This window comes from Streptomyces sp. SAS_281, assembly GCF_052542855.1.
In genome coordinates this window covers 1-24,659 of record NZ_JBMNDO010000119.1, presented here as the reverse complement: position 1 = coordinate 24,659, position 24,659 = coordinate 1, and the positions used below count along the sequence as shown (strand labels likewise).

General features: G+C 74.8%; 22 protein-coding genes. 2 read left to right on the top strand and 20 right to left on the bottom strand.

Features of this window, described 5'->3' with window-relative positions; all coding sequences use genetic code 11:
* The 10 genes from ACN6LM_RS31450 to ACN6LM_RS31405 all read right to left on the bottom strand — a co-directional run.
* On the bottom strand, positions 1-1,644 hold a 1,644-nt coding region (locus ACN6LM_RS31450), incomplete at its 3' end, for a homocysteine S-methyltransferase family protein (RefSeq protein WP_445068818.1).
* Positions 1,641-2,621, bottom strand: a complete 981-nt coding sequence (locus ACN6LM_RS31445) for a carbohydrate kinase family protein (protein ID WP_445068817.1) — start codon at positions 2,619-2,621, stop codon at positions 1,641-1,643. The genes ACN6LM_RS31450 and ACN6LM_RS31445, both read right to left, overlap by 4 nt.
* 41 nt (positions 2,622-2,662) lie before the next feature.
* Positions 2,663-3,874 carry a methionine adenosyltransferase gene (metK, locus tag ACN6LM_RS31440; protein WP_445068816.1) on the bottom strand — a complete coding sequence of 404 codons (1,212 nt, stop codon included), beginning with the start codon at positions 3,872-3,874 and terminating at the stop codon, positions 2,663-2,665.
* Between the two features lie 46 nt (positions 3,875-3,920).
* Positions 3,921-5,990: a condensation domain-containing protein gene (locus ACN6LM_RS31435; RefSeq protein ID WP_445068815.1), complete on the bottom strand. Its 2,070-nt coding sequence runs from the start codon at positions 5,988-5,990 to the stop codon at positions 3,921-3,923.
* Positions 5,991-6,269: 279 nt separating this feature from the next.
* Entirely contained in the window at positions 6,270-7,103 is an 834-nt protein-coding gene (locus ACN6LM_RS31430; protein WP_445068814.1) for a 4'-phosphopantetheinyl transferase family protein, read from the bottom strand.
* Between the two features lie 26 nt (positions 7,104-7,129).
* Positions 7,130-8,902 carry an acyl-CoA dehydrogenase gene (locus tag ACN6LM_RS31425; RefSeq protein ID WP_445068813.1) on the bottom strand — a complete coding sequence of 591 codons (1,773 nt, stop codon included), beginning with the start codon at positions 8,900-8,902 and terminating at the stop codon, positions 7,130-7,132.
* A gap of 133 nt (positions 8,903-9,035) precedes the next feature.
* The gene (locus ACN6LM_RS31420) at positions 9,036-9,992 is read right to left on the bottom strand and encodes an aromatase/cyclase (protein WP_445068812.1); all 957 of its coding nucleotides are present in this window, start codon (positions 9,990-9,992) and stop codon (positions 9,036-9,038) included.
* 60 nt (positions 9,993-10,052) lie between these two features.
* The gene (locus ACN6LM_RS31415) at positions 10,053-10,847 is read right to left on the bottom strand and encodes an SDR family NAD(P)-dependent oxidoreductase (RefSeq protein ID WP_445068811.1); all 795 of its coding nucleotides are present in this window, start codon (positions 10,845-10,847) and stop codon (positions 10,053-10,055) included.
* Complete coding sequence (locus tag ACN6LM_RS31410) at positions 10,844-12,541, bottom strand: FAD-dependent oxidoreductase (protein WP_445068810.1); 1,698 nt, start codon at positions 12,539-12,541, stop codon at positions 10,844-10,846. The genes ACN6LM_RS31415 and ACN6LM_RS31410 overlap by 4 nt, the downstream gene beginning before the upstream one ends.
* Positions 12,542-12,584: 43 nt before the next feature.
* Positions 12,585-14,159 (bottom strand): class I adenylate-forming enzyme family protein, encoded by a 1,575-nt coding sequence (locus ACN6LM_RS31405; RefSeq protein ID WP_445068809.1) that lies wholly within the window; start codon positions 14,157-14,159, stop codon positions 12,585-12,587.
* Positions 14,160-14,329: 170 nt separating this feature from the next.
* On the opposite strand from ACN6LM_RS31405, the gene ACN6LM_RS31400 reads away from it, so the two are divergent.
* Entirely contained in the window at positions 14,330-14,818 is a 489-nt protein-coding gene (locus tag ACN6LM_RS31400) for a nuclear transport factor 2 family protein (RefSeq protein WP_445068808.1), read from the top strand.
* Between the two features lie 6 nt (positions 14,819-14,824).
* On the opposite strand, the gene ACN6LM_RS31395 is transcribed toward ACN6LM_RS31400, so the two are convergent.
* The 6 genes from ACN6LM_RS31395 to ACN6LM_RS31370 all read right to left on the bottom strand — a co-directional run bounded on the left by ACN6LM_RS31395 (position 14,825) and on the right by ACN6LM_RS31370 (position 20,210).
* The gene (locus tag ACN6LM_RS31395) at positions 14,825-15,724 is read right to left on the bottom strand and encodes an MBL fold metallo-hydrolase (protein WP_445068807.1); all 900 of its coding nucleotides are present in this window, start codon (positions 15,722-15,724) and stop codon (positions 14,825-14,827) included.
* Complete coding sequence (locus ACN6LM_RS31390) at positions 15,725-15,988, bottom strand: acyl carrier protein (protein WP_445068806.1); 264 nt, start codon at positions 15,986-15,988, stop codon at positions 15,725-15,727.
* A 57-nt stretch (positions 15,989-16,045) separates the two neighbouring features.
* The gene (locus ACN6LM_RS31385; RefSeq protein WP_445068805.1) at positions 16,046-17,284 is read right to left on the bottom strand and encodes a beta-ketoacyl synthase N-terminal-like domain-containing protein; all 1,239 of its coding nucleotides are present in this window, start codon (positions 17,282-17,284) and stop codon (positions 16,046-16,048) included.
* Positions 17,281-18,546: a beta-ketoacyl-[acyl-carrier-protein] synthase family protein gene (locus tag ACN6LM_RS31380; protein ID WP_445068804.1), complete on the bottom strand. Its 1,266-nt coding sequence runs from the start codon at positions 18,544-18,546 to the stop codon at positions 17,281-17,283. Before ACN6LM_RS31380 ends, ACN6LM_RS31385 begins: the two co-directional genes overlap by 4 nt.
* Positions 18,543-19,298, bottom strand: coding sequence for a thioesterase II family protein (locus tag ACN6LM_RS31375; RefSeq protein WP_445068803.1), 756 nt, complete (start codon positions 19,296-19,298; stop codon positions 18,543-18,545). Before ACN6LM_RS31375 ends, ACN6LM_RS31380 begins: the two co-directional genes overlap by 4 nt.
* 90 nt (positions 19,299-19,388) lie before the next feature.
* Complete coding sequence (locus ACN6LM_RS31370; protein WP_445068802.1) at positions 19,389-20,210, bottom strand: AfsR/SARP family transcriptional regulator; 822 nt, start codon at positions 20,208-20,210, stop codon at positions 19,389-19,391.
* Between the two features lie 304 nt (positions 20,211-20,514).
* On the opposite strand from ACN6LM_RS31370, the gene ACN6LM_RS31365 reads away from it, so the two are divergent.
* On the top strand, positions 20,515-21,465 hold the full coding sequence (locus ACN6LM_RS31365) for an AfsR/SARP family transcriptional regulator (protein ID WP_445068801.1): 951 nt from the start codon (positions 20,515-20,517) through the stop codon (positions 21,463-21,465).
* Here the strand turns inward: ACN6LM_RS31365 and ACN6LM_RS31360 are convergent.
* The 4 genes from ACN6LM_RS31360 to ACN6LM_RS31345 all read right to left on the bottom strand — a co-directional run.
* On the bottom strand, positions 21,447-21,986 hold the full coding sequence (locus ACN6LM_RS31360) for an acyl carrier protein (RefSeq protein ID WP_445068800.1): 540 nt from the start codon (positions 21,984-21,986) through the stop codon (positions 21,447-21,449). The genes ACN6LM_RS31365 and ACN6LM_RS31360 overlap by 19 nt on opposite strands.
* A gap of 52 nt (positions 21,987-22,038) precedes the next feature.
* On the bottom strand, positions 22,039-22,683 hold the full coding sequence (locus tag ACN6LM_RS31355; RefSeq protein WP_445068799.1) for a ScbR family autoregulator-binding transcription factor: 645 nt from the start codon (positions 22,681-22,683) through the stop codon (positions 22,039-22,041).
* Between the two features lie 31 nt (positions 22,684-22,714).
* Positions 22,715-23,548 (bottom strand): AfsR/SARP family transcriptional regulator, encoded by an 834-nt coding sequence (locus tag ACN6LM_RS31350; RefSeq protein WP_445068798.1) that lies wholly within the window; start codon positions 23,546-23,548, stop codon positions 22,715-22,717.
* Positions 23,549-23,656: 108 nt separating this feature from the next.
* On the bottom strand, positions 23,657-24,659 hold a 1,003-nt coding region (locus ACN6LM_RS31345), incomplete at its 5' end, for an acyl-CoA carboxylase subunit beta (protein ID WP_445068797.1).

Here is a 24,659-nt window from a genome sequence, read left to right as displayed (position 1 = left end):
CGACAGGCCCAGGGTCGTCTGCACCTCCGGGTGGAGCCGCTTCAGCTCCCGGATCGCCCCGATGGTGGCGACCCCGTCCTTGCGCGACTCCTCCTGGCCTGTGCAGATGGTGAAGGTCAGGGTGTCGATGAGGATGTCCGACTCGCGGATGCCCCAGTTGCCGGTCAGGTCCGCGATGAGCCGTTCCGCGATGGCGACCTTGTGCTCGACGGTCCGGGCCTGGCCCTCCTCGTCGATGGTCAGCGCGATCAGCCCGGCACCGTGCTCCGCCGCCAGCTGCGTCACCTTCGCGAAACGCGACTCCGGACCGTCGCCGTCCTCGTAGTTGACCGAGTTGACGACGGCCCGCCCGCCCAGCCGTTCCAGCCCGGCCCGCAACACGTCCACCTCGGTGGAGTCCAGCACGATCGGCAGGGTCGACGCGGTCCCGAGCCGCCCCGCGAGCTCGTCCATGTCGGCGACGCCGTCGCGGCCCACGTAGTCCACGCACAGGTCGAGCATGTGCGCGCCCTCGCGGACCTGGTCGCGGGCCATCTCCACGCAGTCGTCCCAGCGGCCTTCGAGCATGGCCTCGCGGAACTTCCTGGACCCGTTCGCGTTCGTACGCTCGCCGATCGCCAGGTACGCCGTGTCCTGGCGGAACGGCACCGTCTGGTAGAGCGACGCCGCGCCCGGCTCCGGCTGCGGGGCCCGGTCCGGCGGCACGATGCCCCGTACGCGTTCCACGACAGCCCGCAGGTGGTCCGGCGTCGTCCCGCAACAGCCGCCCACCAGCGACAGGGCGTAGTCCCGTACGAAAGCCTCCTGCGCGTCCGCCAGGCCGTCGGGCCCGAGCGGGAAGGAGGCGCCGTCCGGGCCCAGCACGGGCAGACCCGCGTTGGGCATGCACATCAGCGGGGTCGCCGAGTGGCGGGCCAGGTGGCGCAGGTGCTCGGTCATCTCGGCAGGACCGGTCGAGCAGTTCAGGCCGATGAGGTCGATGCCCAGCGGTTCCAGGACCGTGAGCGCCGCGCCGATGTCCGAGCCGAGGAGCATCGTCCCGGTCGTCTCGAAGGCGAGCGAGCAGATCAGCGGGACCCGCACCCCCGTCGCGTCCATCGCGCGGCGCGCGCCGACCAGTCCGGCCTTCGTCTGGAGGAGGTCCTGCGTCGTCTCCACGATCAGCGCGTCGGCGCCGCCGGCGAGCAGCCCTTCGGCGTTCGCCTGGAAGCCGTCCCGGATCGTGGCGTACCGGATGTGACCGAGCGAGGGCAGCTTGGTGCCGGGGCCCATGGAGCCGAGGACCCAGCGCTGCTCACCGGTGGACTCGGTGAACGCGTCGGCGGCCTCGCGGGCGATGCGCGCACCGGCCTCGGACAGCTCGTGGACCCGCTCGGGAATGTCGTACTCGCCGAGCGCCGCGTGGTTGGCGCCGAAGGTGTTCGTCTCGACGCAGTCCACGCCCGCGGAGAAGTACGCGTCGTGGACGGAGCGCACGATGTCGGGGCGGGTCGCGTTGAGGACCTCGTTGCACCCTTCCAGCTGCTGGAAGTCCTCCAGTGTCGGGTCCTGCGCCTGGAGCATGGTGCCCATCGCGCCGTCGGCCACCACCACGCGGGTGGCGAGCGCGTCCCGGAGCGCGGCGACCCGCTCCCCCGCGGTCATGACGCACCGCCCAGGACGGGGGCGAGCGCGGACGCCGCCTCGGCGCCGTACTGCCGCCGCAGGATGTCCAGCACGCGGCCGGCCTCCGGCTCGTACGCCTGGGAGCCCACGGCTCCCAGCGCCAGCGAGGCGACCGCGCAGCCCAGCCGCGCCGCCTGCTCCGGGGCGGCGCCCCGGACGGTGGCGGCGAGGAAGCCCGCGCGGAACGCGTCGCCCACCCCGGTCGGGTCGGCCGTCTCGACGCCCGCGATGCCCGGCACGGTCAGGGCGGGGGCGCCGGCGCTCTCGATGCGGACGCCCCGGGCGCCGAGCGTGGTGACCCAGGTGCCGACGCGGGCCAGCACGTCGTCGCGCTCCCAGGAGGCGCGTTCCAGCAGGAGCGCCGCCTCGTACTCGTTGGTGAACAGCCACCGGGCGCCGTCGACGAGCTCGCGCACCTCGTCGCCGCCGAGGCGGGCGAGCTGCTGGGAGGGGTCGGCGGCGAAAGGGACGCCGAGGGTCCGGCAGGCCGCGGTGTGCCGGAGCATGGCGGCCGGGTCGTCGGGGGCGACGAGGACGAAGCCGACGCCGCCGGCCCGGGCCGCCTCCGCCAGGTCGATCTCCCGGGCCTCCGCCATGGCGCCCGCGTAGAACGCCGCGATCTGGTTGTCGTCCTGGTCGGTGATGCACGAGAAACGGGCGGTCTGCCGCTCGTCGCTCACGCGCACCGCACCGGTGTCGACGCCGTGCTCCTTGAGCCACACCTCGTACGTGGCGAAGTCGCTGCCGACGGCGCCGACCAGCAGCGGATCCAGTCCGAGCGAGCCGAGCCCGAAGGCGATGTTGGCCGCCACTCCGCCGCGCCGCACCTCCAGGTCGTCCACGAGGAACGAGAGCGACACATGGGCGAGCTGGTCGGCGATGAGCTGGTCCGCGAACCGGCCCGGGAAGACCATCAGGTGGTCGGTGGCTATGGAGCCTGTCACCGCGATACGCATTCGAACACTCCTGTCCCTCTCGGCTGGCCGGTGGACACCGGTCAGAGACCGGCGGCGGCCCTGAGCTGCTCGACGCGGTCGGTGCGCTCCCAGGTGAAGTCGGGCAGTTCGCGGCCGAAGTGCCCGTAGGCGGCGGTCTGCCGGTAGATGGGGCGCAGCAGGTCCAGGTCGCGGATGACGGCGGCCGGGCGCAGGTCGAAGACCTCGCGGATGGCGCTCTCGATCCGGGCCTGCGCGACCTTCGCGGTGCCGAAGGTCTCCACGAAGAGACCGACCGGCTCGGCCTTGCCGATCGCGTACGCGACCTGGACCTCGCAGCGGGTGGCGAGGCCGGCGGCGACGACGTTCTTGGCGACCCAGCGGGTCGCGTACGCCGCCGAGCGGTCCACCTTCGACGGGTCCTTGCCGGAGAAGGCGCCGCCGCCGTGCCGGGCGTAACCCCCGTACGTGTCGATGATGATCTTGCGGCCGGTGAGGCCGGCGTCGCCCATCGGGCCGCCGATCTCGAAGCGGCCGGTCGGGTTGACCAGGAGCCGGTAGTCGTCGGTCTCCAGCTTGATGCCCTCGTCGGCGAGTTCGTTCAGGACGTGCTCCACGACGTGCTCGCGGATGTCGGGGGCCAGCAGGCCGTCGAGGTCGATGTCCGCGGCGTGCTGGCTGGAGACGACGACGGTGTCCAGGCGCACCGGGCGGCTGCCCAGATAGCCGATCGTCACCTGGGTCTTGCCGTCGGGGCGCAGGTAGGGGACGGTGCCGTTCTTGCGGACCTCGGTGAGGCGGCGCGAGAGCCGGTGCGCCAGGTCGATCGGCAGCGGCATCAGGCTCGGCGTCTCGTCGCACGCGTAGCCGAACATCAGGCCCTGGTCGCCGGCGCCCTGCTGGTCGAGCGCGTCCTCGCCGGAGCCGTCGACGCGCTTCTCGTACGCCGTGTCGACGCCCTGGGCGATGTCCGGGGACTGCGCGCCGATGGAGACGGAGACCCCGCAGGAGGTGCCGTCGAAGCCCTTGGCGGAGGAGTCGTAGCCGATGTCGAGGATGGTCTTGCGCACGATGCCCGGCACGTCCGCGTACGCCGACGTCGTCACCTCGCCCGCTATGTGGACCTGCCCGGTCGTGATCAGGGTCTCCACCGCGACGCGGGAACCCGGGTCCTGTGCGAGGAGCGCGTCCAGGATCGCGTCGCTGATCTGGTCGGCGATCTTGTCGGGGTGTCCCTCGGTCACGGACTCCGAGGTGAACAGACGTGTCGTCATGACTCTCCTGAGGTGTGAGGTGGGGCGGTTGGCGTGACCGCGGCGGTCACCGGGTGCGGCGGACCACCGCTTCGAGGATGTGGGCGAAGCCCCCGGCCGGCGTCGCGGTGCCGGTGAGGACCACTCCGGGCGGCCTGCGTCCGGCCGCGACGAGCTGCCTGGCGAGCGCGTAGGCACGCTCGCCGCCCCCGCAGAACGCGCCGAGCACGAGGGGGCCGCCGAGGTCGGTCAGCGCCGCCACCACGCCCTCGGCGGCCGGGGCGGAGGCGTCCGTGTACGGCGGCGGCCGCAGCAGCACCACGGCCTCGGGCCCCCGGTAGGCGTACGCGACCCGGGTCAGCGCGGACAGCGGGGTGCCCGGTGCCCGGACCAGGCAGACGGTGCCGGTGCCGGGGCGCGCGGCGGGGCGCAGCTCCGTCAGGGCGGCCCCGCGCCGGGCGCCCGGCCGTCCGCGCGGCGCCCGGTCCGGCGGCCCCGCGAGGAGCGCGAGCGCCCCGCCGACCGTCGTCGCGGGCGTCGCCGTACGCGGCAGTTCGCGCAGGGCGTGCGCGGTCCTGGTGAGCAGGTCCTCGGCCTGGGCGAGGCCCGTCCCGAGGCAGGTGGCGGTGAGCACGAGGCCCCCCTCGTCGTCCCGGTGGGCGACGAGCGTGAGCGGGAACCCGGTGCGCGCCCCGAGCGTCTCGGGGGTGCCGACGCGGACGCCCAGCGCGGCGAGCGCCGGTGCGAGGTCGCCGGGCGGGCGCGGCCGGTTCTCGAAGACGACGAGGCTGCCGGTGCGCGGGACGGCCGTCGGCGCGGCGGGGCCGCCGGGGCGGGTCCAGGACCGGATGCGTCCCTGCGACACCCACTCGTAGCCGGACACGTCCAGGGCCTGGTCGCGCAGCCGGGCCGGGAGTTCGGCGAGCGGGGCGTACGGGTTGACGCCGGCGGTCATCGGCAGCGGGTTGCGCAGGGCCGCGGGCAGCCGTTCGACGCCGTCGAGGAGGATGCCGCGGCCGGAGACCGCCGCGCTGAAGCTGATGTCGGTCGCGCCCTCGTGGCCGCCGGCCCGGTAGAGGGCCAGCGCCCACACGGCGTGCAGGGCGCTGCTCTCCGGGCAGCCGAGACCCCCCGCCCACGCGGCGAGCCGTTCGCTCTCCCCGGGCGTGATCCGGGTGCGGACCTGGCCGGCGCCGACGCCCGCGGGCGGCTGCGTGGCGGGGCCGGGCGGGGCGTCGCGCCAGAACTCGCGGGCCGGGGCGGTGTCCTGGGCCGCGAGCCAGCGCGTGTAGTCGCCGAGGTCGGGGCGGCGGGTGCCGCCGGGCAGCTCACCGCCCGCCAGGTAGGCGCGGTAGAACTCGTGCAGCAGCAGCCGCACGCTCCAGTCGTCGAGGAGCGCCGGGTGGAAGCTCAGCAGGACGCGGGTGCTGCCCGCCGCGTCCGGGCCGCCGCCCAGGAAGGTGACGCGCAGCGGTCCGGGCCGGCGCGGATCGAGGCCCCGGCGCCGGTCGGCCTCGACGAGCGCGTGCCAGTCCACGCTGCCGAGCGGGAAGCGCAGCACTTCGGGCGCCGCGCCCTCGTGGCAGACGATCCAGGGCTCGGGCCCCTCCTCGAAGGCGGCCCGCAGCACGCTCTCCCGTTCGGCGACGGACTGCCAGGCGGCGGCGAGCCGTTCCGGGTCGAGCGGGCCGTGCCAGCTGACCGCGAGCTGTTCGCACCAGCCCTCGGTGCCGGGGTGCGCGTCCGCGTCCGCGAGGAGTTCGCGTTGCAGCGGGGTCGGCTCGATCCGGGGCGCGGGTCCGGATCCGCTCTCCGGGACGGTGAGCAGGTCCGCGAGGAGCCCGGCGGGGAAGGGCGCGGCGGCGTGTCCGGCCGGCGGCCCGTCCGGGGTCAGGCGCAGGGTGTGGTGCCCGTCATCGGCGGGTTCCAGGCGGGGCTGCCAGGAGGGGGCGGGGCGCGTACCGAGCCGGCCCAGGCGGTCGAGGGCCGCCTCGACGCGGTGCGGGTCCACGGGGCCGCGCAGCTCCAGGACGGGCGGTGCGGCCGGGTCCTGGCCGGTGAGGTCGAGGACGACGGTCATCGGGCCGCCGGGGGTGGCCCGGGCGGGGGTGGTGTGCGAGGAGTGGTCGGTGGTCATCGTCCTGCGGGGCACACATGCGGGAGCGCGGCGGACCGGCTCTGGCGCGCATGCGGGAGACCCCCTCCCTCCCCTCTGTCGGCGAATGCGGAACGAGTATGCGAGGGCCCGCCCACACGGCACTGACACGGCACTGACACGGCGGTGGTCCGGTGGTGGGGCGCCGCGGTCCCGCACGGTTCCGTCGGGGAGGCGACCGGTTCCGTACCGTACGCGGGCGTGCGACGGCCCCGCGTCTTCCTCCAGCGGGACTGGACGCGGGGCCGAGTGCGGCACGATTCAGCCGAGGAGTTCGGTGACCGCCCCCGCGAAACCCGTGTCGAGCATGGTGCGGACCGTCGTGTCGGCGGAGGCGGCCAGGCCGGTGTCGTGGCACGCGACGCTGAGCATGTACCGGCCGCCCAGGACCCGGTGGGTGGCGAACGCCCAGTCGCCGTCGGCGGCGGGCCGGCCGTCGGGCGCGAGCAGTTCGCCGCCGCCCTCGGCGAAGCCGAACTCGGTGAAGTCGAGCCGCAGCCCCTGCCCGAGCGCCTTGGTGTACGCCTCCTTGAGCGTCCACAGACGCAGCAGCCGCGCCGCCCGCTCGCCCTCCGGGAGGTGTTCCAGCGTCCCGCGCTCGGCGGGCGTCAGCACGTGTCCCTGGAGCAGGTCGTACGACATGGGCCGGGTGGCGGGTTCGACGTCGACGCCGATCCGGCCGTTGCGGCTGATGCCGACGGCGATCATGTCCTCGGTGTGCGTGAGGCTGACGTCGATCTGGTCGAGGCTGCGCAGGTAGGGCCGGCCGCCGATCCGGTACGCGAGGTCGAGTTCGGCCGGTCCGGTTCCCAGGGCGGCGGCCGCCGTGTACTTGGTGACGAGGCGTGAGGCGAGGAACCGGTAGCGCAGGGTGGGGTCCTGGGTGCGCTGGTAGCGCTGCCAGTCGCCGCCGAGCAGCCGGCGCAGGGCCGGCTGGGTGACGGCCGCCCCCAGCCACTCGCCCCAGGTGGTGTGGACGACGGCGTTGCCGTGGCGGTCCATGGCCTCGCGCACCAGGTGCCAGGGCGCGCCGGGCCCCGCGACGTGGAGGGGTGCGCTGATCCGCCCGGCACCGGGCGCGGGGATGCTGGTCATGGCGCTGCCTTCCTGGCCGCTGGGGGTCACGGCGCGTACGGGAGCGCGTCGAGGTCGTGGCCCAGCCCCTGGCCGTGCCGGCGGACCAGCTCGTCGAGCACCTGGTCCTGGACGCCGTCGGGCAGGGCGGGCACGGGAATGCCGAGGCGCTGCCCGGCCCGGGTGAGGGCGAGCACGGCCCAGGCGGGGTCGGCGAGGAACGGGTCGGTGCCGTCCTGGCCCTCCCAGACGGCGAGCACGGCCGCGGCGCCGACGATCCGGCTGTAGCGGTCGCTGAGCCGGACGACGGCCGGGTCCGCGAGGGCCGCGGGGCCGGGCGGGATGCGGCGGCACTGGGCGCGCAGCCCGCGCAGCTCGGTGGCGAACGCCTCGGCGAGCCCGGCCAGCGCGCCGGTGTGCCCGCCGGCGTCGCGGAGCGGGGCGAGCCGTTCGGCGGTCGCGACGAGGGAGGCGGCCATGAAGTCGCCGCCGCCCGCGATGCCGAGGAGCCGGTAGTCCAGATGGGGCAGCGCGGCGCCGGCGGTGAACAGCTCGGCGGGGGGCTCCGGTTCGGCGAACCAGGAGCGTTCGGCGAGGCCGCGCAGCTGGGGCACGAGGACGGACTGGCAGGAAGCGGATCCGGCGTGCCCGAGCCCGGCGACGGGCAGGTCGCGGCCGAGCTTGCCGAGTGCCCCGTACGCGGGGCTCGCGTGGTCGTAGCCACGGGCGCCGAGCACCGTGGCGAGCTCCTCCAGGTTCTCCCGCAGCAGTTCGGGCACCACGTATTTGACGGCGGCGGCGAAGAGATGGGCGCTCGCGGGCAGCAGGCTCAGGGCGCGCAGGACGGTGGTGGACATCGCGTCGCAGGCCAGGAGGTCGGCGAAGACCCCGGTGAGCGGCTTGTGCCAGCGCCGGGCGACCCCGCTCGCACGGCCCTCCGTCGCGGCGCGCGCGGCGGAGTGCAGGACCGTTCCGGCGGCGGCGGTGACGAGCCCGCAGATGAGGCTCCGGTTCACCTGGAAGGCGCGCAGGGCGATGCCGGCCCCGTCGCCGGGGCGGCCGACGAGCGCGTCCTCGGGCACGGGCAGCCCGGCGAATTCCAGGCCGGAGAAGAGGGCCCCGCGCATTCCGGTGCTCTCCACCCTGGGCAGGTGGCGCAGGTGTGCCGGGTCCTGTCCGGCCGGGTCGAGCAGCAGGACGGAGTGGCTGCGCGGGCCCGGGGCCTCGTCGGTGCGGGCGTAGACGACGTGGAGGTCGGCGCGGGACGCGTTGAGGATGACGTCCTTGCGGCCGCTGATCAGGCGTCCGCCGGGGGCCGGGCGGGCGGTGAACTCGTGGCGCAGGATGGCGTTGGCGTGGGCGAGTTCGTGGTGCAGGATCGCGATCCGGCCACCGCCCAGCAGCAGGCGGGCGGTCGCGCGCTGCTGCGGCTCGTCCCCGGCCGCCCACACGGCGCCCGCCGCGAAGAGGGAGATGAGGCCGTGGCCCATACCCAGTCCCAGGTCGCGCCGGAACACCGGCCGCACGGCCCGGGCCAGCAGATCGGCGCGGGTCAGCCGCCCGCCCAGGGCGACGGGCACGAATTCGGCGCCGATCCCTTCGTCGGTGAGCAGGGCCTCGGTCGCCTCGGGCGGGGTGCTGCGGGCGTCGGCGTCGAACAGGGCGGCGAACCCGTGCCGGTTGGCGGGGTCGTAGGGGTCGCCGAGCCGTGCTTCCAGGCGTCGCGCCCGGTCGAGGGCGTCCGCGTCCGCGCGGCCGGGGACGGAGGAGGAGGCGGGAGTGGGGGCGGGGCGCCCGGGGATCTCTGCGATGGTGGTCATGACGGCGGCGTCCGCCTCCTTCGTCGTACGGGCACGGGGTGCGGGTGGGCGTGGCTCGACCCTGCGGGCGGCCGCTCGCGACGCGGTGGAGAACCGCTCGGGAACGGCTCCAGGTGCCGTGGAACCGCGCGCCTCACAGCATGCGGATCGCGGTCTCCGCGTGGCGCTTCGCCAGGTTGAGCGTGGCCGTCGAGTTGCGGCCCAGCGCCTCGCGTACGTACCGGCGGGCCTCGGGCAGCCCGGCGCCCGCGCCCAGCACCCGTTCGACGGCGCTCTCGCGGAGGACGACGGTGTGCTGGGAGACGACGGTGACGCCGGTCGCGTCGGGCACCACGGACCACTCGCCGGTGTGCGCCTCCATGAGGGCGGGGGTGGCGGTCTGCTTGTAGACGATGCGCCCGGCGTGCGGGAAGCAGATGCGGACGGACTCGGTGGTGTGCGTGCTGCCGTCGGCGGTGACGGTGTCCATCGCCATGACCTGGACGCCGGGCGCCGGCTCGGTGAAGTCGAGGCGGGAGACGTGCGGGACCAGCTCGGCCCAGTCGCCGACGCGGTAGAGGAAGTCGTACACCAGCTCCGCGGGCCCGTGCACGCGCACCGAGTCCTCGAAGGACAGGACGAGGTCGTCCAGGAGGGTCCAGCGCTCCGCGATCCCCTTCAGACTGGCCAGCTCCGCGCGGGAGTTGGTGTCGCAGGCGGTCTCGACCCAGCGCACGTCCTCGAAACGGTCCCCGGCGACGGTGAAGTCGTGCAGCAGGACCAGCCGGGATCCCCCGCCGGGGCGCTCCTCGACGATCCAGGTGCCCTCCATGGTCTCGACCGGGGCCTGCGGCCGGGTCTGCCGGAAGGTGATGCGGCGCGCCGCCGGGTCCTGGGCCCGCTCGGAGAGCCAGGACCGCACGTCGCCGTTGGCGGTCGCCCACATGCGCAGCCGCTCGTCGCGGCCGTCGAATTCCAGGCGCTCCACGTGCACGTTGGGCGGGAAGAACAGCGGCCAGCGCTCGGCGTCCGCGATCAGCCCGTAGACGACGCCCGGCTGGGCGTCCACGTCGACACTGTGCCTCGTCCGGTGCACACGTACGTCCGACACCACACACCTCTTTCTCGGTTGTTCGTGGACCCCGCCCGCGCGGCGCGGGCGGTCCGGGGGTCAGAAGTTGCCCAGGCCGCCGCAGACGTTGAGGGCCTGCGCCGTGATGGAGGCGGCGGGCCCGGACGCCAGGTAGCCGACCAGGGCCGCGACCTCCTCCGGCGTGGAGTAGCGCCCGAGGGGGATCTTCGCCTCGAAACGGGCGAGGACGTCCGCGTCGGTGGTGTCCCAGGCGGCGGCGTACCCCGCGCGCACCCGCTGGGCCATCGCCGTCTCGACGTAGCCGGGGCAGACGGCGTTGACGGTGACCCCGGTCGGTGCCAGCTCGCGGCCGAGTGCCTTGGTGAAGCCGACGACGCCGTGCTTGGAGGCGCTGTACGGGGCGCCGAGCAGGACGCCCTGCTTGCCGGCGGTGGAGGCGATGTTGATGACCCGGCCCCGGGCGGCGGCGTCCTGGAGCCCGCCGTTCGCCAGGGCCTCGCGGGTCACCAGGAACACGCTGTTGAGGTTGGTGTCGATGACGTCGTACCAGAGCTCGTCGCTGAGCTCGGCGGTCACGCCGCCGCCGCTGCGGCCGGCGTTGTTGACGAGCACGGTGAGCGGCCCGTACGCGGCGACGGCGGCGCGTACGAGGGCGGCGACGTCCTCGCGGGAGCGCACGTCGGCGGCCTGCCCGGAGACGTCAAGACCTTCGTCGCGCAGGGCGTCGACGGTCTCCTTCACGGCGGCGTCGGTACGGGCGCACAGGAACACGTGGTGTCCGGCGCGGCCGAGCGTACGGACCACTTCGAGGCCGATGCCGCTCGTGCCGCCGGTCACCAGGGCGACGGGACGGGTCTCGGGGGTGGCGGTCATGGGCGGTGCTCCTTCGTCGTGGCCGGGTATACGGGGACGGCACGCGGCTCCACACGGGCCGGCAGCGCGAGCGGGGCGGACGGCCCGACGGGGGCGAGGGCCCGGTCCAGGGCGGTCCGGCTGAGCACGGGCCCGCGCGCGGCGACGTAGCCGTCGGGGCGGACCAGGAGCCAGGAGCCGGGGCGCAGGCCGAGGGCGGTGCGCAGCGCGCCGCCGGGGTCGGCGAGCGGTGCGGGGCCCTCGGAGCCGTCGGCGCGGCCGCCGAGGGTGCGCACCGAGAGCCATTCCGCGTACTGGGCGGCCGCGGTGACGGCGACGCCCACGGGTACGTCGCCGGGGCCGGTGCCGCCCGCCCCGAGGAGCAGGCTCCACCGCACGTCCCGCAGCTCGTCGGCGAACGCCTCGCGCACGGTGGGCTCCAGGCCGTCCAGCGCGACGGCCCGGGCCCGGCCGCCCGGGGCGGGCCCGGTGGCGGCGGCCCCGGGGGTGGTGAGCGGGGACGCGCCGTAGCCGATGCGCAGCCCGGACATCCCGCCGAGGACCTTGCGCTGAATGGCGCGGCGCAGCGGGGTGACGTTGCGGACGACGGTGAAGACGACGGGCAGCACGGCCGCGGCGAGCAGGTTCTTCAGCTGCACGAGGACGGTGGCGGTGCGGGTGGAGTCGAGGAGGGCTGCGCCGATGGGCACGCGCTCGGCGCCGTAGCTGTCGAGCAACCGGTCCGCGGCGTGGCCCTGTTCGACCTGGGCGAGCTTCCAGGCCAGGTTGTACGCCTCCTGGATGCCGGTGTTCATGCCCTGGCCCGAGGCGGGGCTGTGCACGTGGGCGGCGTCGCCCGCGACGAAGACCCGGCCCTCCCGCATCCGGTCGACCCGGCGCTGCTGGAACGTGAAGACGGACGTCCACTCGCTGGGCCCGACGGTGACCGGGCGGCCCAGGCCCTTGGACAGCTTCGCGCCGAGGCGTTCCTCGACGCCCTCCGCTCCGTGGTCCGGCACGGTGTCGAGGAGGCGCCAGTGGCCCTCGCGGGCGTAGGGCACCATCATCAGGGCCTGTCCGCCGGTGTGCGCCCAGTAGATGGTGTCGGGCGGCAGGTCCATCGTGACGGGCACGTCGGCGAGCATCCACGTCTCGCTGCTGGTGCCGGCGAGTTCCAGGCCGAGGAGCTTGCGCACGGTGCTGTGGCCGCCGTCGCAGCCGATCAGCCACGAGGCGTCCGTGGTGTGCCGGGTGCCGTCGGCGTCCTCCAGGGTCACCCGCACCCCGTCCGGGTGCTGGTCGAGGCCGGTGAGCCGGACGCCCCACTCGATGTCGACGCCGAGCCGGGTCACCGCCTCGCGCAGGACGGCCTCCGTGTCGGTCTGGCCGATGACCAGCGTGAAGGGGTACGCGGTCGGCATCGACGCGTAGTCGGCCTGGAGGCGGACCAGGCGGCGGCCCTCGGCGTACATGGTGAAGGCGGCGTTGCGGCGGCCCCGGGCGAGCATGGCGTCCACGACGCCCATCTGGTCGTACGTCTCCAGGGTGCGCGGGTGGGTGGCGACGGCGCGGCTGGTGCGCGCGGGGCCGGGTGCGGCGTCGATCAGGCGGACCCGCAGGCCGCGGCGGGCCAGTTCGTGGGCGGCGGTCAGGCCGACGGGGCCGGCGCCCGCGATCAGCACCTGCGGCGGGGCGGCCGTGCCGGAGTTCACCATGGTCGGTCTCCCGGGGTGGTGAGGCGGATGGTCGTCGGGGCGGTCACAGGGCGGCGCTGGCGCGCAGCTTCTGCCGGACGGCGCGGCGCCGGGGCTTCCCGGTGGGGGTGCGCGGCACGGCGTCGATGGCCTCGGCGAAGCGGATCCGCTCGAAGCGGCCGAGGCGTTCGTTGGCACGTTCGGTGATCGCGTCGAGCACGTCGAGCACGCCGTGGCCGAACGGGTCGCCGCCCGCCCCGGCACCCTCGCGCAGCACGATTCCGGCCCACACCAGGGCGCCGTGCTCGGGGTCGGGCCAGTCCGCGACCAGGCAGTCGGCGACCCGGGGGTCGTCGGCGAGGATCCGCTCGATGCGGCTGGGCGACACGATCTCGTTGTCGTACTTGAAGACGTCGGCGAGCCGGTCGACCAGGCTGAGGTTGCCCTCGTCGTCCAGGCGCCCGACGTCACCGGTGGCGAAGAAGCCGTCCGCGTCGACCCGGGCGGGGTGCGCCTCGCCCAGGTATCCGGCCATCAGCTGCGGCCCGCGCACCATGACCTCGCCGACCGACCAGGGGCCCAGGGGGCGCCGGGTCGTCAGGTCCACGATGCGGCACTCGGTGCCGGCGACGGGGGAGCCGACGGTGCCGTGGCGGTAGCGGCCGGGCCGCTGGCTGTGCGTGAGCGGGGACAGCTCGGCCATGCCGTACCCCTGGATGACGGGCACGCCGAGCCGTTCCTCCAGGACGCGCGCCGCCTGCGGCCGCAGCGCCGAACCGCCGGACAGCACGGCGGTCAGCCGCGGCGCGTCCGGCGCACCGCCCGCCGCCAGGCGCTCGTCGGCGGCCAGGGCGTGCAGCCGGGCGGGCAGCCCGTAGTAGTGCGTGGCCCCCGCGTCGGCGGCGGCGCCGAGCGAGGCGAAGGGGTCGGGGTCCTGGCAGAGGACCTGGCAGGACCCCGCGCAGAGGGCCGAGTTCAGATGCATGACGTGGTACAGCGGCAGGTGGTTGAGGGTCACCGACGCGCCGGTCAGGCCGTGCGCGTCGGCGGTCTGCCACGCGTTGGCGACCACGTTGCGATGGGTCAGCAGGACCCCCTTCGGGGCGCCGGTGGTCCCGGTCGTGAACTGCACGCACGCCACGTCGTCCGGGGATGCGGCGGGCCCGGTGTACGGCCGCGCCCCGGCGATCAGCTCGTGCAGCGGGACGGTGCCGGCGGGGGCCTGCCCGTCCATGACGACCACGGTGCGCAGGGCGGGCAGCCCGGGCGCGAGCCGCGTCAGGGACGCGGCGGTGGCGGCGGGCGCGAGGACGGTCTCGGCGCCCGACGTGCCGAGCACATGGCGCAGCCCGTCCGGCGGGAGCAGCGGGTTGACCAGCACGACCGTGGCACCGGCCCGCACGACCCCGTGGTACGCGGCGGCGAACTCCGGGGTGAGGGTGTGGGTGACCCCGACCCGGGTGCCGTGGCCGGCGCCCGCCGAGGAGAGCCATCCGGCGATCCGGTCGGCGTAGGCGTCGAGTTCGGCGAAGCGCAGCACCCGGGTCGCGGTGCGCACGGCGGTGCCGCCGGGGTCGCGCCGCGCGGCACGCCGCAGCAGTCCGTCCACCGGGAGGTCGCTGTACGGGGTGTCGCGCACCGGGGTCCCCTTCCGTCGTCCACCGGCGGCCTTTACCTCCGGATTGCCTTCACCTTCCGCCGGTGCGCTTGAGGAATCTTTGAAGAGCGCTCGATCAGCACCACGGAAGGTGGGAGAGAACCGCCCGAAGAAACCGCCCGAAGACCCCTGCGGATGAGAAGGAAGACACGATGACGGCCGACACCACGCACCTCACCGGACCCGCGCCGGACACCTCGGACTTCGGTTCGCTGTACGCCGAGGTGCAGCAGTTCTACGCCCACCAGATGCAGCTCTTCGACCGGCACGAGGCCGAGCGCTGGGCCGCCACCTTCACCGAGGACGCAGTGTTCAGCGTGCCCACGCTGGACAGCCCGGTGCACGGGCGTGCGGAGCTGGCCGCCAACGTCCACCGCAACCGGGCCCGCCAGGAACGGGAGGGCGGGCAGCTGCGCCACTGGATCGGCATGCTCGACGTGGACCTCCGCCCCGGCGGCGTCCTGCACACCCGCGCCTACGCCCTGGTCTTCGCGACGGCGCGCGGCGGCGTGCCCGCGGTGTCGCGGTTCTGTGTGATGGCGGACGAACTGGTGCGCTGCCGGGGCCGGCTGCGGGTACGGAACCGCGTGGTGTCGCGGGACGACCTCACGGCCGGCTACCCGGCCCCGGTGCTGGTGTAGGACGCGTCAGGCGCGGCAGACCGGCAGACCGCCGTGGTACCGGGCCATCTCCTGGAACAGCGCCCCGATGTCGAGGGGCGCGCCCGGGAGGGCGCCGCGCTCCTCCGCGTACGCCCGGTGCAGATTCGGCACCAGGCGTTCGGAGTCCAGGAGCCCGGCGTACGGGCCGGGCCCCGCTTCGCGGGCGACGTCGTACGGGGTCAGACCGGCGGCGACGCCCTCGCGGGCGAGCTCCTGGAGGCGGCGGAAGTACCCCGCGTCGGCGTCGAGGAGTTCCGGGCCGCCGACGGGACCGTGGCCGGGGACGACCGTGAGCGGTTCCAGGGCGCGCAGCGCGGCGAGGGCGCGCAGGGAGCCGCTGACCGAGCCCATGGGGCAGAACGGGGTGACGCCGTTCATCACCACGTCACCGGCGAACAGGACGCGCGGCCCGGGCAGCCACACCACGGTGTCGCCACAGGTGTGCGCGGGCCCCACGTGCAGGAGTTCGGCCCGCAGCTCCCCCACGTACAGCGTCATCCGCTCCTCGAAGGTGACCTGCGGGACGACCACCTCCAGGTCCCCCCAGCGCACTTCGGGCCAGAGCCCCGTCAGGTGCAGGCCGGCCGCGGCGGCCTCGTCCCGGGCCCGTGCGTGGCCGACGACGATTGCCTCGGGGAAGACGCAGTTGCCGAAGGTGTGGTCGCCGTGGAAGTGGGTGTTGACCAGATACCGGGGCGGCCCGGCCGTGACCGCCAGGACCCGGGCACGCAGGGCGCGGGCCCGGTCCAGGGTGGCGACGGTGTCGACCAGGGCGCTCTCACCGCCGTCGGCGAGCAGCCCGGAGTTGTTCAGGCACCAGCCGCCGTCGCCCTGCACATGGGCGTGGACACCGTCGGCGACCTCGGTGAGCCGGCCGTCCCGCATTCAGGCCGCCGTCCGCGAGGCCAGCGCCCCGTTGACGAGGTCGAGGTAGGCGCGCGGGGTCTGCGCCTCGTCCAGTGCCTCCTCGTCCAGCGCCACGTCGTGGTCGCGCTCGATGACGCCGGTCACCTGGAGGAGCGCCAGTGAGTCGTAGCCCAGGTCGAGGAAGAGGGTGTCCTGGGCGGCCTCGTCCAGCGGCGCGCCCTCGTCGCTGCCGGCGGCGTCGCGCAGCAGGGCGGCAAGGTCGGTCAGGTGCAGGCGGTCCACGGTGTTCCCTTCCTGGTACGGGTGTGCGTAGGGGTGGTGCTCGGAGGTGTACGGCGCTCACGCGCGGGGCGCACGCACCACGGCCGCCGCGTTGAACCCGCCCCGGCCGCGTGCGAGGACCAGGGCGTGCCGCAGCCGCGCCGGGCGGGGCGCACCGGTCACCAGGTCCACCGGGCAGTCGTCGGCGAGCCGTCCGACCGGTGCGCCCGGCGGGACGACCTGGTCGCGCAGGGCGAGCAGGGCCGCCGCCAGGTCCAGGGCGGACCCGCCCGAACCGAGGCGCCCGGACAACGACTTCGGGGCCGTCACCGGCACCCCGTACGGGCCGAAGAGGGCGGTGAGCGCGGCGGCCTCGGCGCGGTCGGCGTCCCGGTTCCCGGCGGCGTCGGCGAAGACCACGTCCACGTCCGCCGCGTCGACTCCGGCGTCGGCGAGGGCGAGGCGTGCGGCGTCGAGCAGGCGGGGCGCGCCGCGTCCGGGCGCCGGGTCGAAGGTGGCGGCGCAGCCCTCGACGGTGCCGAGGACGCGGGCCCCCCGGGCGTGCGCGGCGTCGCCGTCCTCCACGACGAGCAGGGCGCCGCCCTCCCCCACGACGTGCCCGGAGGCGTCGGCGGAGAACGGGAGGTAGGCGCCGGCCGGGTCGCGCCGGGTGCTCAGGCCCCCGGCGGCGAGGTGGGCGGTGAAGCCCCACGGGCAGACCGTCGCGTCGAAGCCGCCGGTGAGGACGGCCAGGCCGCCCTTGCGCAGCTGGCGCCGGGCCTGGGCCATCGCGTCGAGGCCGCCCGCCTGCTCGGAGACGACGACACCGCTGGGGCCGCGCAGACCGTGCCGGATGGAGATCTGCCCGGAGTTGGCGGCGTAGAACCAGGCGAAGGACTGGAAGGCGCCCACGTACCGGCTGCCCTTGCTCCACAGCTCCTGGAGCTCGCGCTGGCCGAACTCGAAGCCGCCCGCGCCGTTGGCGGTGACGACGCCCATGCCGTACTCGGGCAGGGCCGACGGGTCGATGTCCGCGTCGGTGATGGCCTCGGCCGCCGCCGCGAGGGCGAGCCGGGTCACCCGGTCGGTCTGCGGCAGCAGCTTGGACGGCACGTGCGCCGCGTCCTCGAAGCCGGTGACCTCGCCGGCGAGGACAGCCGGGTAGCCCGAGGCGTCGAACCGGGTGACGGGGCCGATGGCGCGGTGGCCGCGCAGGACCGCCGCCCACCAGGTCTCGGTGCCGACGCCGCCGGGTGCGGCGATCCCGATGCCGGTGACGGCCGCGGTGGCGGTGCAGGCGGGTGCGGGGGCGGTCATCGGCGCGCCCCCGTCCGGGGTGCGGTGAGCACCATGGCGCTCTGGAACCCGCCGAATCCGCTGCCGACGCTGAGGACGGTGTCGGTGCGCTGCTCGCGGGCGACGAGCGGTACGTAGTCGAGGTCGCAGCTCGGGTCGGGGTCGTGCAGATTGGCGGTGGGCGGCACCGTGTCGTGCTCGATGGCCAGCGCGCACGCGGCGATCTCCAGGGAGCCGATCGCGCCGAGCGAGTGCCCGATCATCGACTTGATGGAGCTGACGGGCACCCGGTAGGCGTGCTCGCCGAGGCTCGCCTTGAAGGCGGCCGTCTCGTGCTTGTCGTTCTGCTTCGTCCCCGAGCCGTGCGCGTTGACGTAGTCGACGGCGGTCGGGTCGAGCCGCGCCTCGTCCAGGGCGATCCGGACGGCCTCGGCCATCTCCCGCCCGTCCAGGCGCAGTCCGGTCATGTGGTACGCGTTCGAGCGGCTGGCGAACCCGGCGATCTCGGCGTACACGTGCGCGCCCCGGCGCACCGCGTGCGTGTACTCCTCCAGGACGAGCACGGCGCTGCCCTCGCCGAGGACGAAGCCGCCCCGGGTCCGGTCGAAGGGGCGCGAGGCGGTCTCCGGCTCCTCGTTGCGCGCGGAGGTGGCCCGGATCGCGTCGAAGGAGGCCAGGGTGATGGGGGTGATCGGCGCCTCGGACGCACCGGCCAGCATCACGTCGGCGCTGCCCTCCCGGATGAGCTCCGCGGCGTGCCCGAGCGAGTCCAGTCCTGAGGTGCACCCGGTGGAGACGACCGCGACGGGGCCGAGCGCCCCTGCGTCCCGGGCGACCTCGGCGGCCACGGAGCTCGGCACGAGGTAGTCGCCGAGCCGTTGCTCCGCGCGGGCCGGGTCCAGCAGCCAGTGCTCGCCGCCCTCGCTGACGTGCGCGTACACCTCGTCGAGCCCGCTGCTGCAGCCGACCGCGGTGCCCAGGGAGACGCCGGTGCGCTCGCCCCCGGCCGCCAGGTCGAGGCCGCTGTCGGCGACGGCCTCGCGGGCGGCGGTGAGCGCGAACTGCGCGACCCGGTCCAGGCGGTGGGCCTCCCCGGCGTCGAAGCCGTGGTGCGCGGGGTCGAAGTCGGCCTCGGCGGCGATCCGGGAGCGGAACGACGTGGCGTCGAAGCGGGTGATGCGCCGGGTGGCGGTACGGCCGTCCGTCAGCAGCGACCAGAACGCGGCGATGCCGGTGCCGCCCGGGGCGACCACCCCGATACCGGTGATGACGACCCGCCTCATCGGACACCCGCCGGCTGCGGCGCGAGACGGCGCACCACGCGTGCGGCCCGCCCCACCAGACGGGGCAGGTCGTGGCCGCGCAGGAAGAAGTGGTCGCCGGGCACGGTGCGGACGGCGAAGGGGCCGGTGGTCCAGGCGCGCCACTGCGCCATCGCCCGGGGCTGTGCCAGCGGGTCGTCGGCACCGGCCACCGCGAGGACGGGGACCGCGAGCGGCGCGGCCGGCGAGGCTCCGCGGGCGGCTGTCCGCAGCTCGTGGGCGAGGACGAGGTCGTCGCGGAGCACCGGCAGCACGGCCTGGTGCCAGAAGTCGCCGGGCCGGGCGCGCGCGGGCAGGGCGTTGGCCTCGCCGAGCAGGCGCAGCAGCTCCTCGTCGCCCGCCCGGCACTGGTCGGCCAGGGCGGACAGCTCGTCGGGCGGGGGGCAGGCGCCGACGACGAGCAGCGCGGGGCCCGGGAGCCCCGCCTCGTGCAGGGCCCGGGTGACGCTGTACGCGACGAGGGCGCCGAGGCTGTGCCCGTACAGGATGTACGGTGCTCCGCCGCCCTCGCCGGTGAAGTGGGGCAGCTGGTCGGCGAGCAGGTCCGCGGGGCGGGTGAGGCGCGGCTCGGAGCGCCGGCGTTCGCGGCCGGGCAGCAGGTGCGGCACGGTCTCGACGCCGGGGCCGAGGCGCGGGCCCCAGCCGTAGAAGGCGGAGACGCCCGCTCCGGCGTGCGCGAAGCAGTGGAGCCGTACGGGCCGTTCGTCGGACATGGGCCGTCCTCTCACGCGGTAGGGGTGTGAGCCCTCTCCGACCGCAGCCTGGCAACCCCCGCTCGAACGGTGCTCGCGCTCCGCCTGGATTCAGGCCGCGTACAGATCGAACGTGGACAGTCCGCGCGGCCCGCTGAGCACGTCGAGTGCGGGGTCGACGGTGAGCATCGCCCGGTGCAGCCGCTGCATCTGCGGCGACGGCTCGACGCCCAGTTCCTCCACGAGGCGCAGCCTCAGCCTGCGGTAGACGTCGAGGGCGGTGGCCTGCCGGCCCGACCGGTAGAGGGCGACCATCGCCTGCGAGTGCAGCCCCTCGTGCTGGGGGTGACGCATGACCAGGTCGGTGAGCTCGGCCAGGACCTCGGTGTGCCGGCCGCAGCGCAGATCCGCGTCGATGCGCCGCTCGACGGTGACCAGACGCGACTCCTCCAGCCGCATCACCTCGATGTCGAGGACGGGGCCCAGCCGTACGTCGACCAGCGCGGAGCCCTGCCACATGGCGAGCGCCTCGCCGAACAGCGAGGACGCCCGGGCGTCCTCGCCCCGGTCGAACGCGCCGCGTCCGGCCGTCACCAGCTCCTCGTAACGGTGCACGTCGACGGCGTCCGGCGGGATCTGGAGCAGATAGCCGCCGTGCCGGGTGGCCAGGACCTCCTTGGCGGCGCCGGGGGTGTCGGGCCCCATGGCGGTGCCGAGCCGGCGGCGTAACTGGAGGATGTAGGTCTGCAGGGTGGTCATGGCGCTCTGCGGCGAGTTGCTGCCCCAGATCTCTTCCATGAGGGTGGGTACGGGCACGACGCGGCCCGGGTGGAAGGCGAGCAGCGCGAGGAGCTGTCGCGGCTTGCCCGCGGTGGGCACGATCGACATCCCGTTGACCTCGGCGCTCAACGGACCCAGAACCTGTATTCGCACGGTGGCCTCCCCAAGGACCGGCCAGGGTGGACCCGGCCGTGATCGCCTGCGCCGGCGCCTTCGCCCCCGTGGCCGAAAGCCGTCGGCGCCAGGCACGCTAGCCCCGCGCACACCGGGCGCCTCATTCTCTCGATCGGTGTTCGAGCAGCTCTCCAAGCAGGCGTTGCGCCCGAATTGCGGCCCGCGGAGCGCCGCCTCAAGAACACGCAGACGACGGCTGGAGGGGTGCTCGGGCGGTCTCCCCCGGCCACCGGCCGGTCGTTACCGTCCATGCCGTGACCGGATTCCGAGGGAGAGCCACCCCATGAGCGTCCTCGCCACTCCGCGCCCGAAGGCGGCGCGGTCCGCCGCCGCGCACAGCCCCGTGGAGTTCCGGCTGCTGGGCCCGGTCACGGTCCACGACGCCGCCGGGGGCGCGGACATCGTCCCGGCCGGCTCCAAGCAGCGCGCGCTCCTCGCCGCGTTCGTCACGCACGCCGGGGTGCTGCTCGACGTGGACCGGCTGGCGGCGGAGCTGTGGGACGGGGCGCCTCCCGGCAACGCGGCGAACGCCCTTCAGGCCCATGTGGCCCGGCTGCGGCGGCTGCTGCCCTCGCCCGGGGACTACGGCCATGTGTGGATCAGCACCCTGCCGACGGGCTACCTGCTCGACCTCGGCGGCGCCTCCACCGACGTCCAGCGCTTCACCCGGCGCTCGGCCGAGGGGCGGGCGGCCGTCGCCACCGACCCGGCACGGGCGGCGAAGATCCTGCACGGCGCCCTGGAGCTGTGGCGCGGCCCGGCGCTCCAGGACTGCCGCAGGGGTCCGGTGTGCGCGGCGGAGGCCGACCGGCTGGACGAGATGCGGCTCACGACGCTGGAGGCGCTGTACGAGGCGAGCCTGCGCTGCGAGCGGCACGGCGAGTGCATCGGCGACCTGGAACGGCTGACCGCCGACCACCCGCTGCGCGAGCGCTTCTACGACCTGCTCATGGTGGCCCTGTACCGCAGCGGCCGCCAGGCCGAGGCCCTCGGCGTGTACGAGCGGGCCCGGCGCCGCCTGGTAGCCGCCCTCGGCATCGAACCGGGCCCGGCGCTGCGCGGCCGCCTGGAGTCGGTGCTCACCCACTCCCCCGGCCTGTCCGCGCCCGTGGCCCCCGGCGTCCTGGACGAGCTGGACCGGCTGCGCCGCCGGGTGGACGAGCTGGGCCGGCAGCAGTTGGAGCTGACCCGCCGGCTGAACGCGGCGGCCGGTGCTCAGGCGGTGGCGAGGTGAGCGGCGAGTGCGGTGAGGTCCGGGTGGTCGTGCAGGACGACGGCGCGCTCCCGTAGTCCGTACAACCGGTTGACCGCCGTCATGAACTCCGCGCCCGCCCGCGCGTCGACGCCCAGATCGCTGAACGGGGTGCACGGGTCCAGGTCCCACGGGTCACAGGCCAGGACCTGCGCCAGCTCCTCGCGCAGCTCGTCGGCCGACGGCAGCGGACGGCACGGCGGCGCGGCCGGGGCGGTGACGGGCGGGGCCGCCACGCACCGCGTCTCCCGCGCCACGTGCAGGGCGAACGCTTCGAGGCTGGGGTGGTCCAGGACGGCCGCGCCCTTGATGGAGGTGCCGAAGCGGGCGTTGACGGTCGCCACGAACTCCGTGCCGAGCAGCGAGTCCAGGCCGATCTCCGGAAACGGCTGCCAGGGGTGCAGGGTGCGCGCCTCGCGTCCGGTGACGTCGGCCAGCAGGCCGAGCAGCGTGGCCAGGACATCGGCGGGGGCGGCCGAGCCGTCCTGCGGTGGGAGGAGCACGGGACGTTCCGCGAAGAGGCGCCGGGTCGGCGCGGTGGGGGCGGAGGGCATGTCACGCGGCCCGCACGGTTTCGGCACGGGGCCGTGGCGGCGCGGTGCGGTAGCGGCCGGTTTGCCCGGGGCCCACGAGCACCGGCAGCAGCAGCCGCCACAGCGACCCGCCGTCCTCCGGCCGCGCCCCGGCCCCGGCGGACCGCTCCGTACCGGGCGGCGCCATCCCGTACATCAGGGCGGCGAGCAGGGCCTCGGCGCCGTCGCCCCGGGCGTCCCCGCTCAGCTCCCCCGCCGCATCGGCCTCGTCCAGCAGGCACCGGGCCTCGGCGAGCCACGCCCGGCGCAGGCCGCTGGTGCCGGACGGCCCGGCCACACCGTCGTCGGCCAGCCGGAAGGCGGCCCGGACGACCGGGTCCTCGCGCCGGACGAGGGCCAGCCAGTGCGTCAGGTCGATGAGGTTCTGCACCGGCCCGCCGGTGGCCCGCCGCTCGTCCAGGAACTCCCCGAGCAGGGTCCGGCCGTGCAGCGCCACCGCGTCGGCCAGCGCCTCCTTCGACGGGAAGTGGAAGTACAGCGCGCCCTTGGTCACACCCGCGGCGGCGGCGATCCGGCCGAGCGTGGCACTCGCGTACCCGCTCCGGGTGAACAGTTCCGCCGCGGCCTCGATGAGTCGGCGCCTGGTGCGTTCCGACCTCTCCTGCATTTCGCCCTCCCAGGACCGTGGGACCCCGCGCTCAGCCGACCTGGGTCAGCCGCTCCCCGGTCCCGGCGGCGGCCGTCCCGGGTGCCGGTGCGGACCCGGCCTTCAGAATGGAACGCTGCAGTCGTTGCAGCCCTGCGGATGGCTCGAGCCCCAGCTCACCGACGAGCCGAGCGCGCAGCCGGTGGTAGGCGTCCAGCGCCTCGCTGCGCCGGCCCGAGCGGTGCAGGGCGACCATGTAGTGGGCGTGCAGGTTCTCGTGCGTGCGGTACCGGCTGACCAGGACCGTGAGTTCGCTCAGCAGCTCACGGTGCCGGCCGAGGCGCAGGTCGGCGTCGATGCGCTGGTCGAGGGCGCACAGCCAGGTCTCCTCCAGGCGGCGGAGCTCCATGTCCAGCCGCGGCCCGGTCCGTACGTCCACGAGGGCGGAGCCGGTCCACAGGGCGAGCGCGTCCCGCAGTTCGCGTGCGGCGCGCCGGAAGTCCCCGGCGTCGCTCGTGCGGTAGCCGCAGCCGACGAGCCGTTCGAACTCGCGGACGTCGACGGTGCCGCCCGAGGTGTGCAGCATGTACCCGCCGGGGGCGGTGACCAGGACGTCCTTGGCGGTACGCGACGAGGCGTCACCCGGGGCGCGTTCCAGAGCCGCGGCGATGAGCTCGCGTACCTGCAACACGTAGGTCTGCAGGGTGGTGCGGGCGCTGCGCGGCGGGTTCTGGCCCCACAGCTCCTCGATCAGGTCGGGCACGGAGACGACACGGTCGGCGTGCACGGCCAGGAGCGCCAGAACCTGCCGGGCCTTCGGCGCCGTCGGGGTGACCGAGATCCCGCCCTCGGTGACCGCCAGCGCGCCGAGTACTTCGATGTTCATGGTGCTCCCCCTCTTCACGCATGAGTCATCAGCGAAGCTAAAAACAGGGCGCGCGGTTTGTCAATACCAAACCATGCGCCCTGTTTACGGGGAAGTGCCGGAGAACCTCTACTGCGGCGGGTTGCCGTGCTTGCGGGCCGGCAGGTCGGCGTGCTTGGTGCGGAGCATCGCCAGCGAGGCGATCAGGACCTCGCGCGTCCCGGCCGGGTCGATGACGTCGTCCACGAGCCCCCGCTCCGCGGCGTAGTAAGGGTGCATCAGCTCGGTCCTGTACTCCTTGACCATGCGGGCGCGCATGGCCTCGGGGTCCTCGGCCTCCGCGATCTGGCGCCGGAAGATGACGTTGGCGGCGCCCTCGGCACCCATGACCGCGATTTCGTTGGTGGGCCAGGCGTAGGTGAGGTCCGCACCGATGGACTGGCTGTCCATGACGATGTAGGCACCGCCGTACGCCTTGCGCAGGATCAGCGAGATGCGGGGCACGGTGGCGTTGCAGTACGCGTACAGCAGTTTGGCGCCGTGCCGGATGATGCCACCGTGCTCCTGGTCGACGCCGGGCAGGAAGCCAGGTACGTCGAGGAGCGTCACGATCGGGATGTTGAAGGCGTCGCAGAGCTGCACGAAGCGCGCGGCCTTCTCGGACGCCTCGATGTCCAGCACCCCGGCCAGCGACTTCGGCTGGTTGGCGACGATGCCCACCACCTCGCCGCCCAGCCGGGCCAGAGCGCAGATGATGTTGCGCGCCCAGTGCTCGTGGACCTCCAGGTACTCGCCGTCGTCCACCAGCTCCTCGATGACCTCCGCCATGTCGTACGGGCGGTTGCCGTCCACCGGGACCAGGTCGAGGAGGGTGTCCGAACGGCGGTCCACCGGGTCGGCGGTCGGTGCCACAGGCGGGTTCTCGCGGTTGTTCTGCGGCAGCAGGGACAGCAGGTACCGGACCTCGGCGATGCAGGTCTCCTCGTCGTCGTACGCGAAGTGCGCGACGCCGGACGTCTGCGCGTGCACATCGGCGCCGCCGAGGCCGTTCTGGGTGATCTCCTCGCCGGTGACCGCCTTGACGACGTCCGGACCGGTGATGAACATCTGCGAGGTCTCACGGACCATGAAC

Coding starts and splice junctions, on each gene's coding strand:
- ACN6LM_RS31400 (WP_445068808.1), top strand. CDS start 14,330: ATGACGGCCGACACCACGCACCTCACCGGACCCGCGCCGGACACCTCG.
- ACN6LM_RS31415 (WP_445068811.1), bottom strand. CDS start 10,847: ATGACCGCCACCCCCGAGACCCGTCCCGTCGCCCTGGTGACCGGCGGC.
- ACN6LM_RS31445 (WP_445068817.1), bottom strand. CDS start 2,621: ATGCGTATCGCGGTGACAGGCTCCATAGCCACCGACCACCTGATGGTC.
- ACN6LM_RS31410 (WP_445068810.1), bottom strand. CDS start 12,541: ATGGTGAACTCCGGCACGGCCGCCCCGCCGCAGGTGCTGATCGCGGGC.
- ACN6LM_RS31395 (WP_445068807.1), bottom strand. CDS start 15,724: ATGCGGGACGGCCGGCTCACCGAGGTCGCCGACGGTGTCCACGCCCAT.
- ACN6LM_RS31435 (WP_445068815.1), bottom strand. CDS start 5,990: ATGACCACCGACCACTCCTCGCACACCACCCCCGCCCGGGCCACCCCC.
- ACN6LM_RS31375 (WP_445068803.1), bottom strand. CDS start 19,298: ATGTCCGACGAACGGCCCGTACGGCTCCACTGCTTCGCGCACGCCGGA.
- ACN6LM_RS31385 (WP_445068805.1), bottom strand. CDS start 17,284: ATGACCGCCCCCGCACCCGCCTGCACCGCCACCGCGGCCGTCACCGGC.
- ACN6LM_RS31425 (WP_445068813.1), bottom strand. CDS start 8,902: ATGACCACCATCGCAGAGATCCCCGGGCGCCCCGCCCCCACTCCCGCC.
- ACN6LM_RS31355 (WP_445068799.1), bottom strand. CDS start 22,683: ATGCAGGAGAGGTCGGAACGCACCAGGCGCCGACTCATCGAGGCCGCG.
- ACN6LM_RS31365 (WP_445068801.1), top strand. CDS start 20,515: ATGAGCGTCCTCGCCACTCCGCGCCCGAAGGCGGCGCGGTCCGCCGCC.
- ACN6LM_RS31380 (WP_445068804.1), bottom strand. CDS start 18,546: ATGAGGCGGGTCGTCATCACCGGTATCGGGGTGGTCGCCCCGGGCGGC.
- ACN6LM_RS31350 (WP_445068798.1), bottom strand. CDS start 23,548: ATGAACATCGAAGTACTCGGCGCGCTGGCGGTCACCGAGGGCGGGATC.
- metK (WP_445068816.1), bottom strand. CDS start 3,874: ATGACGACACGTCTGTTCACCTCGGAGTCCGTGACCGAGGGACACCCC.
- ACN6LM_RS31430 (WP_445068814.1), bottom strand. CDS start 7,103: ATGACCAGCATCCCCGCGCCCGGTGCCGGGCGGATCAGCGCACCCCTC.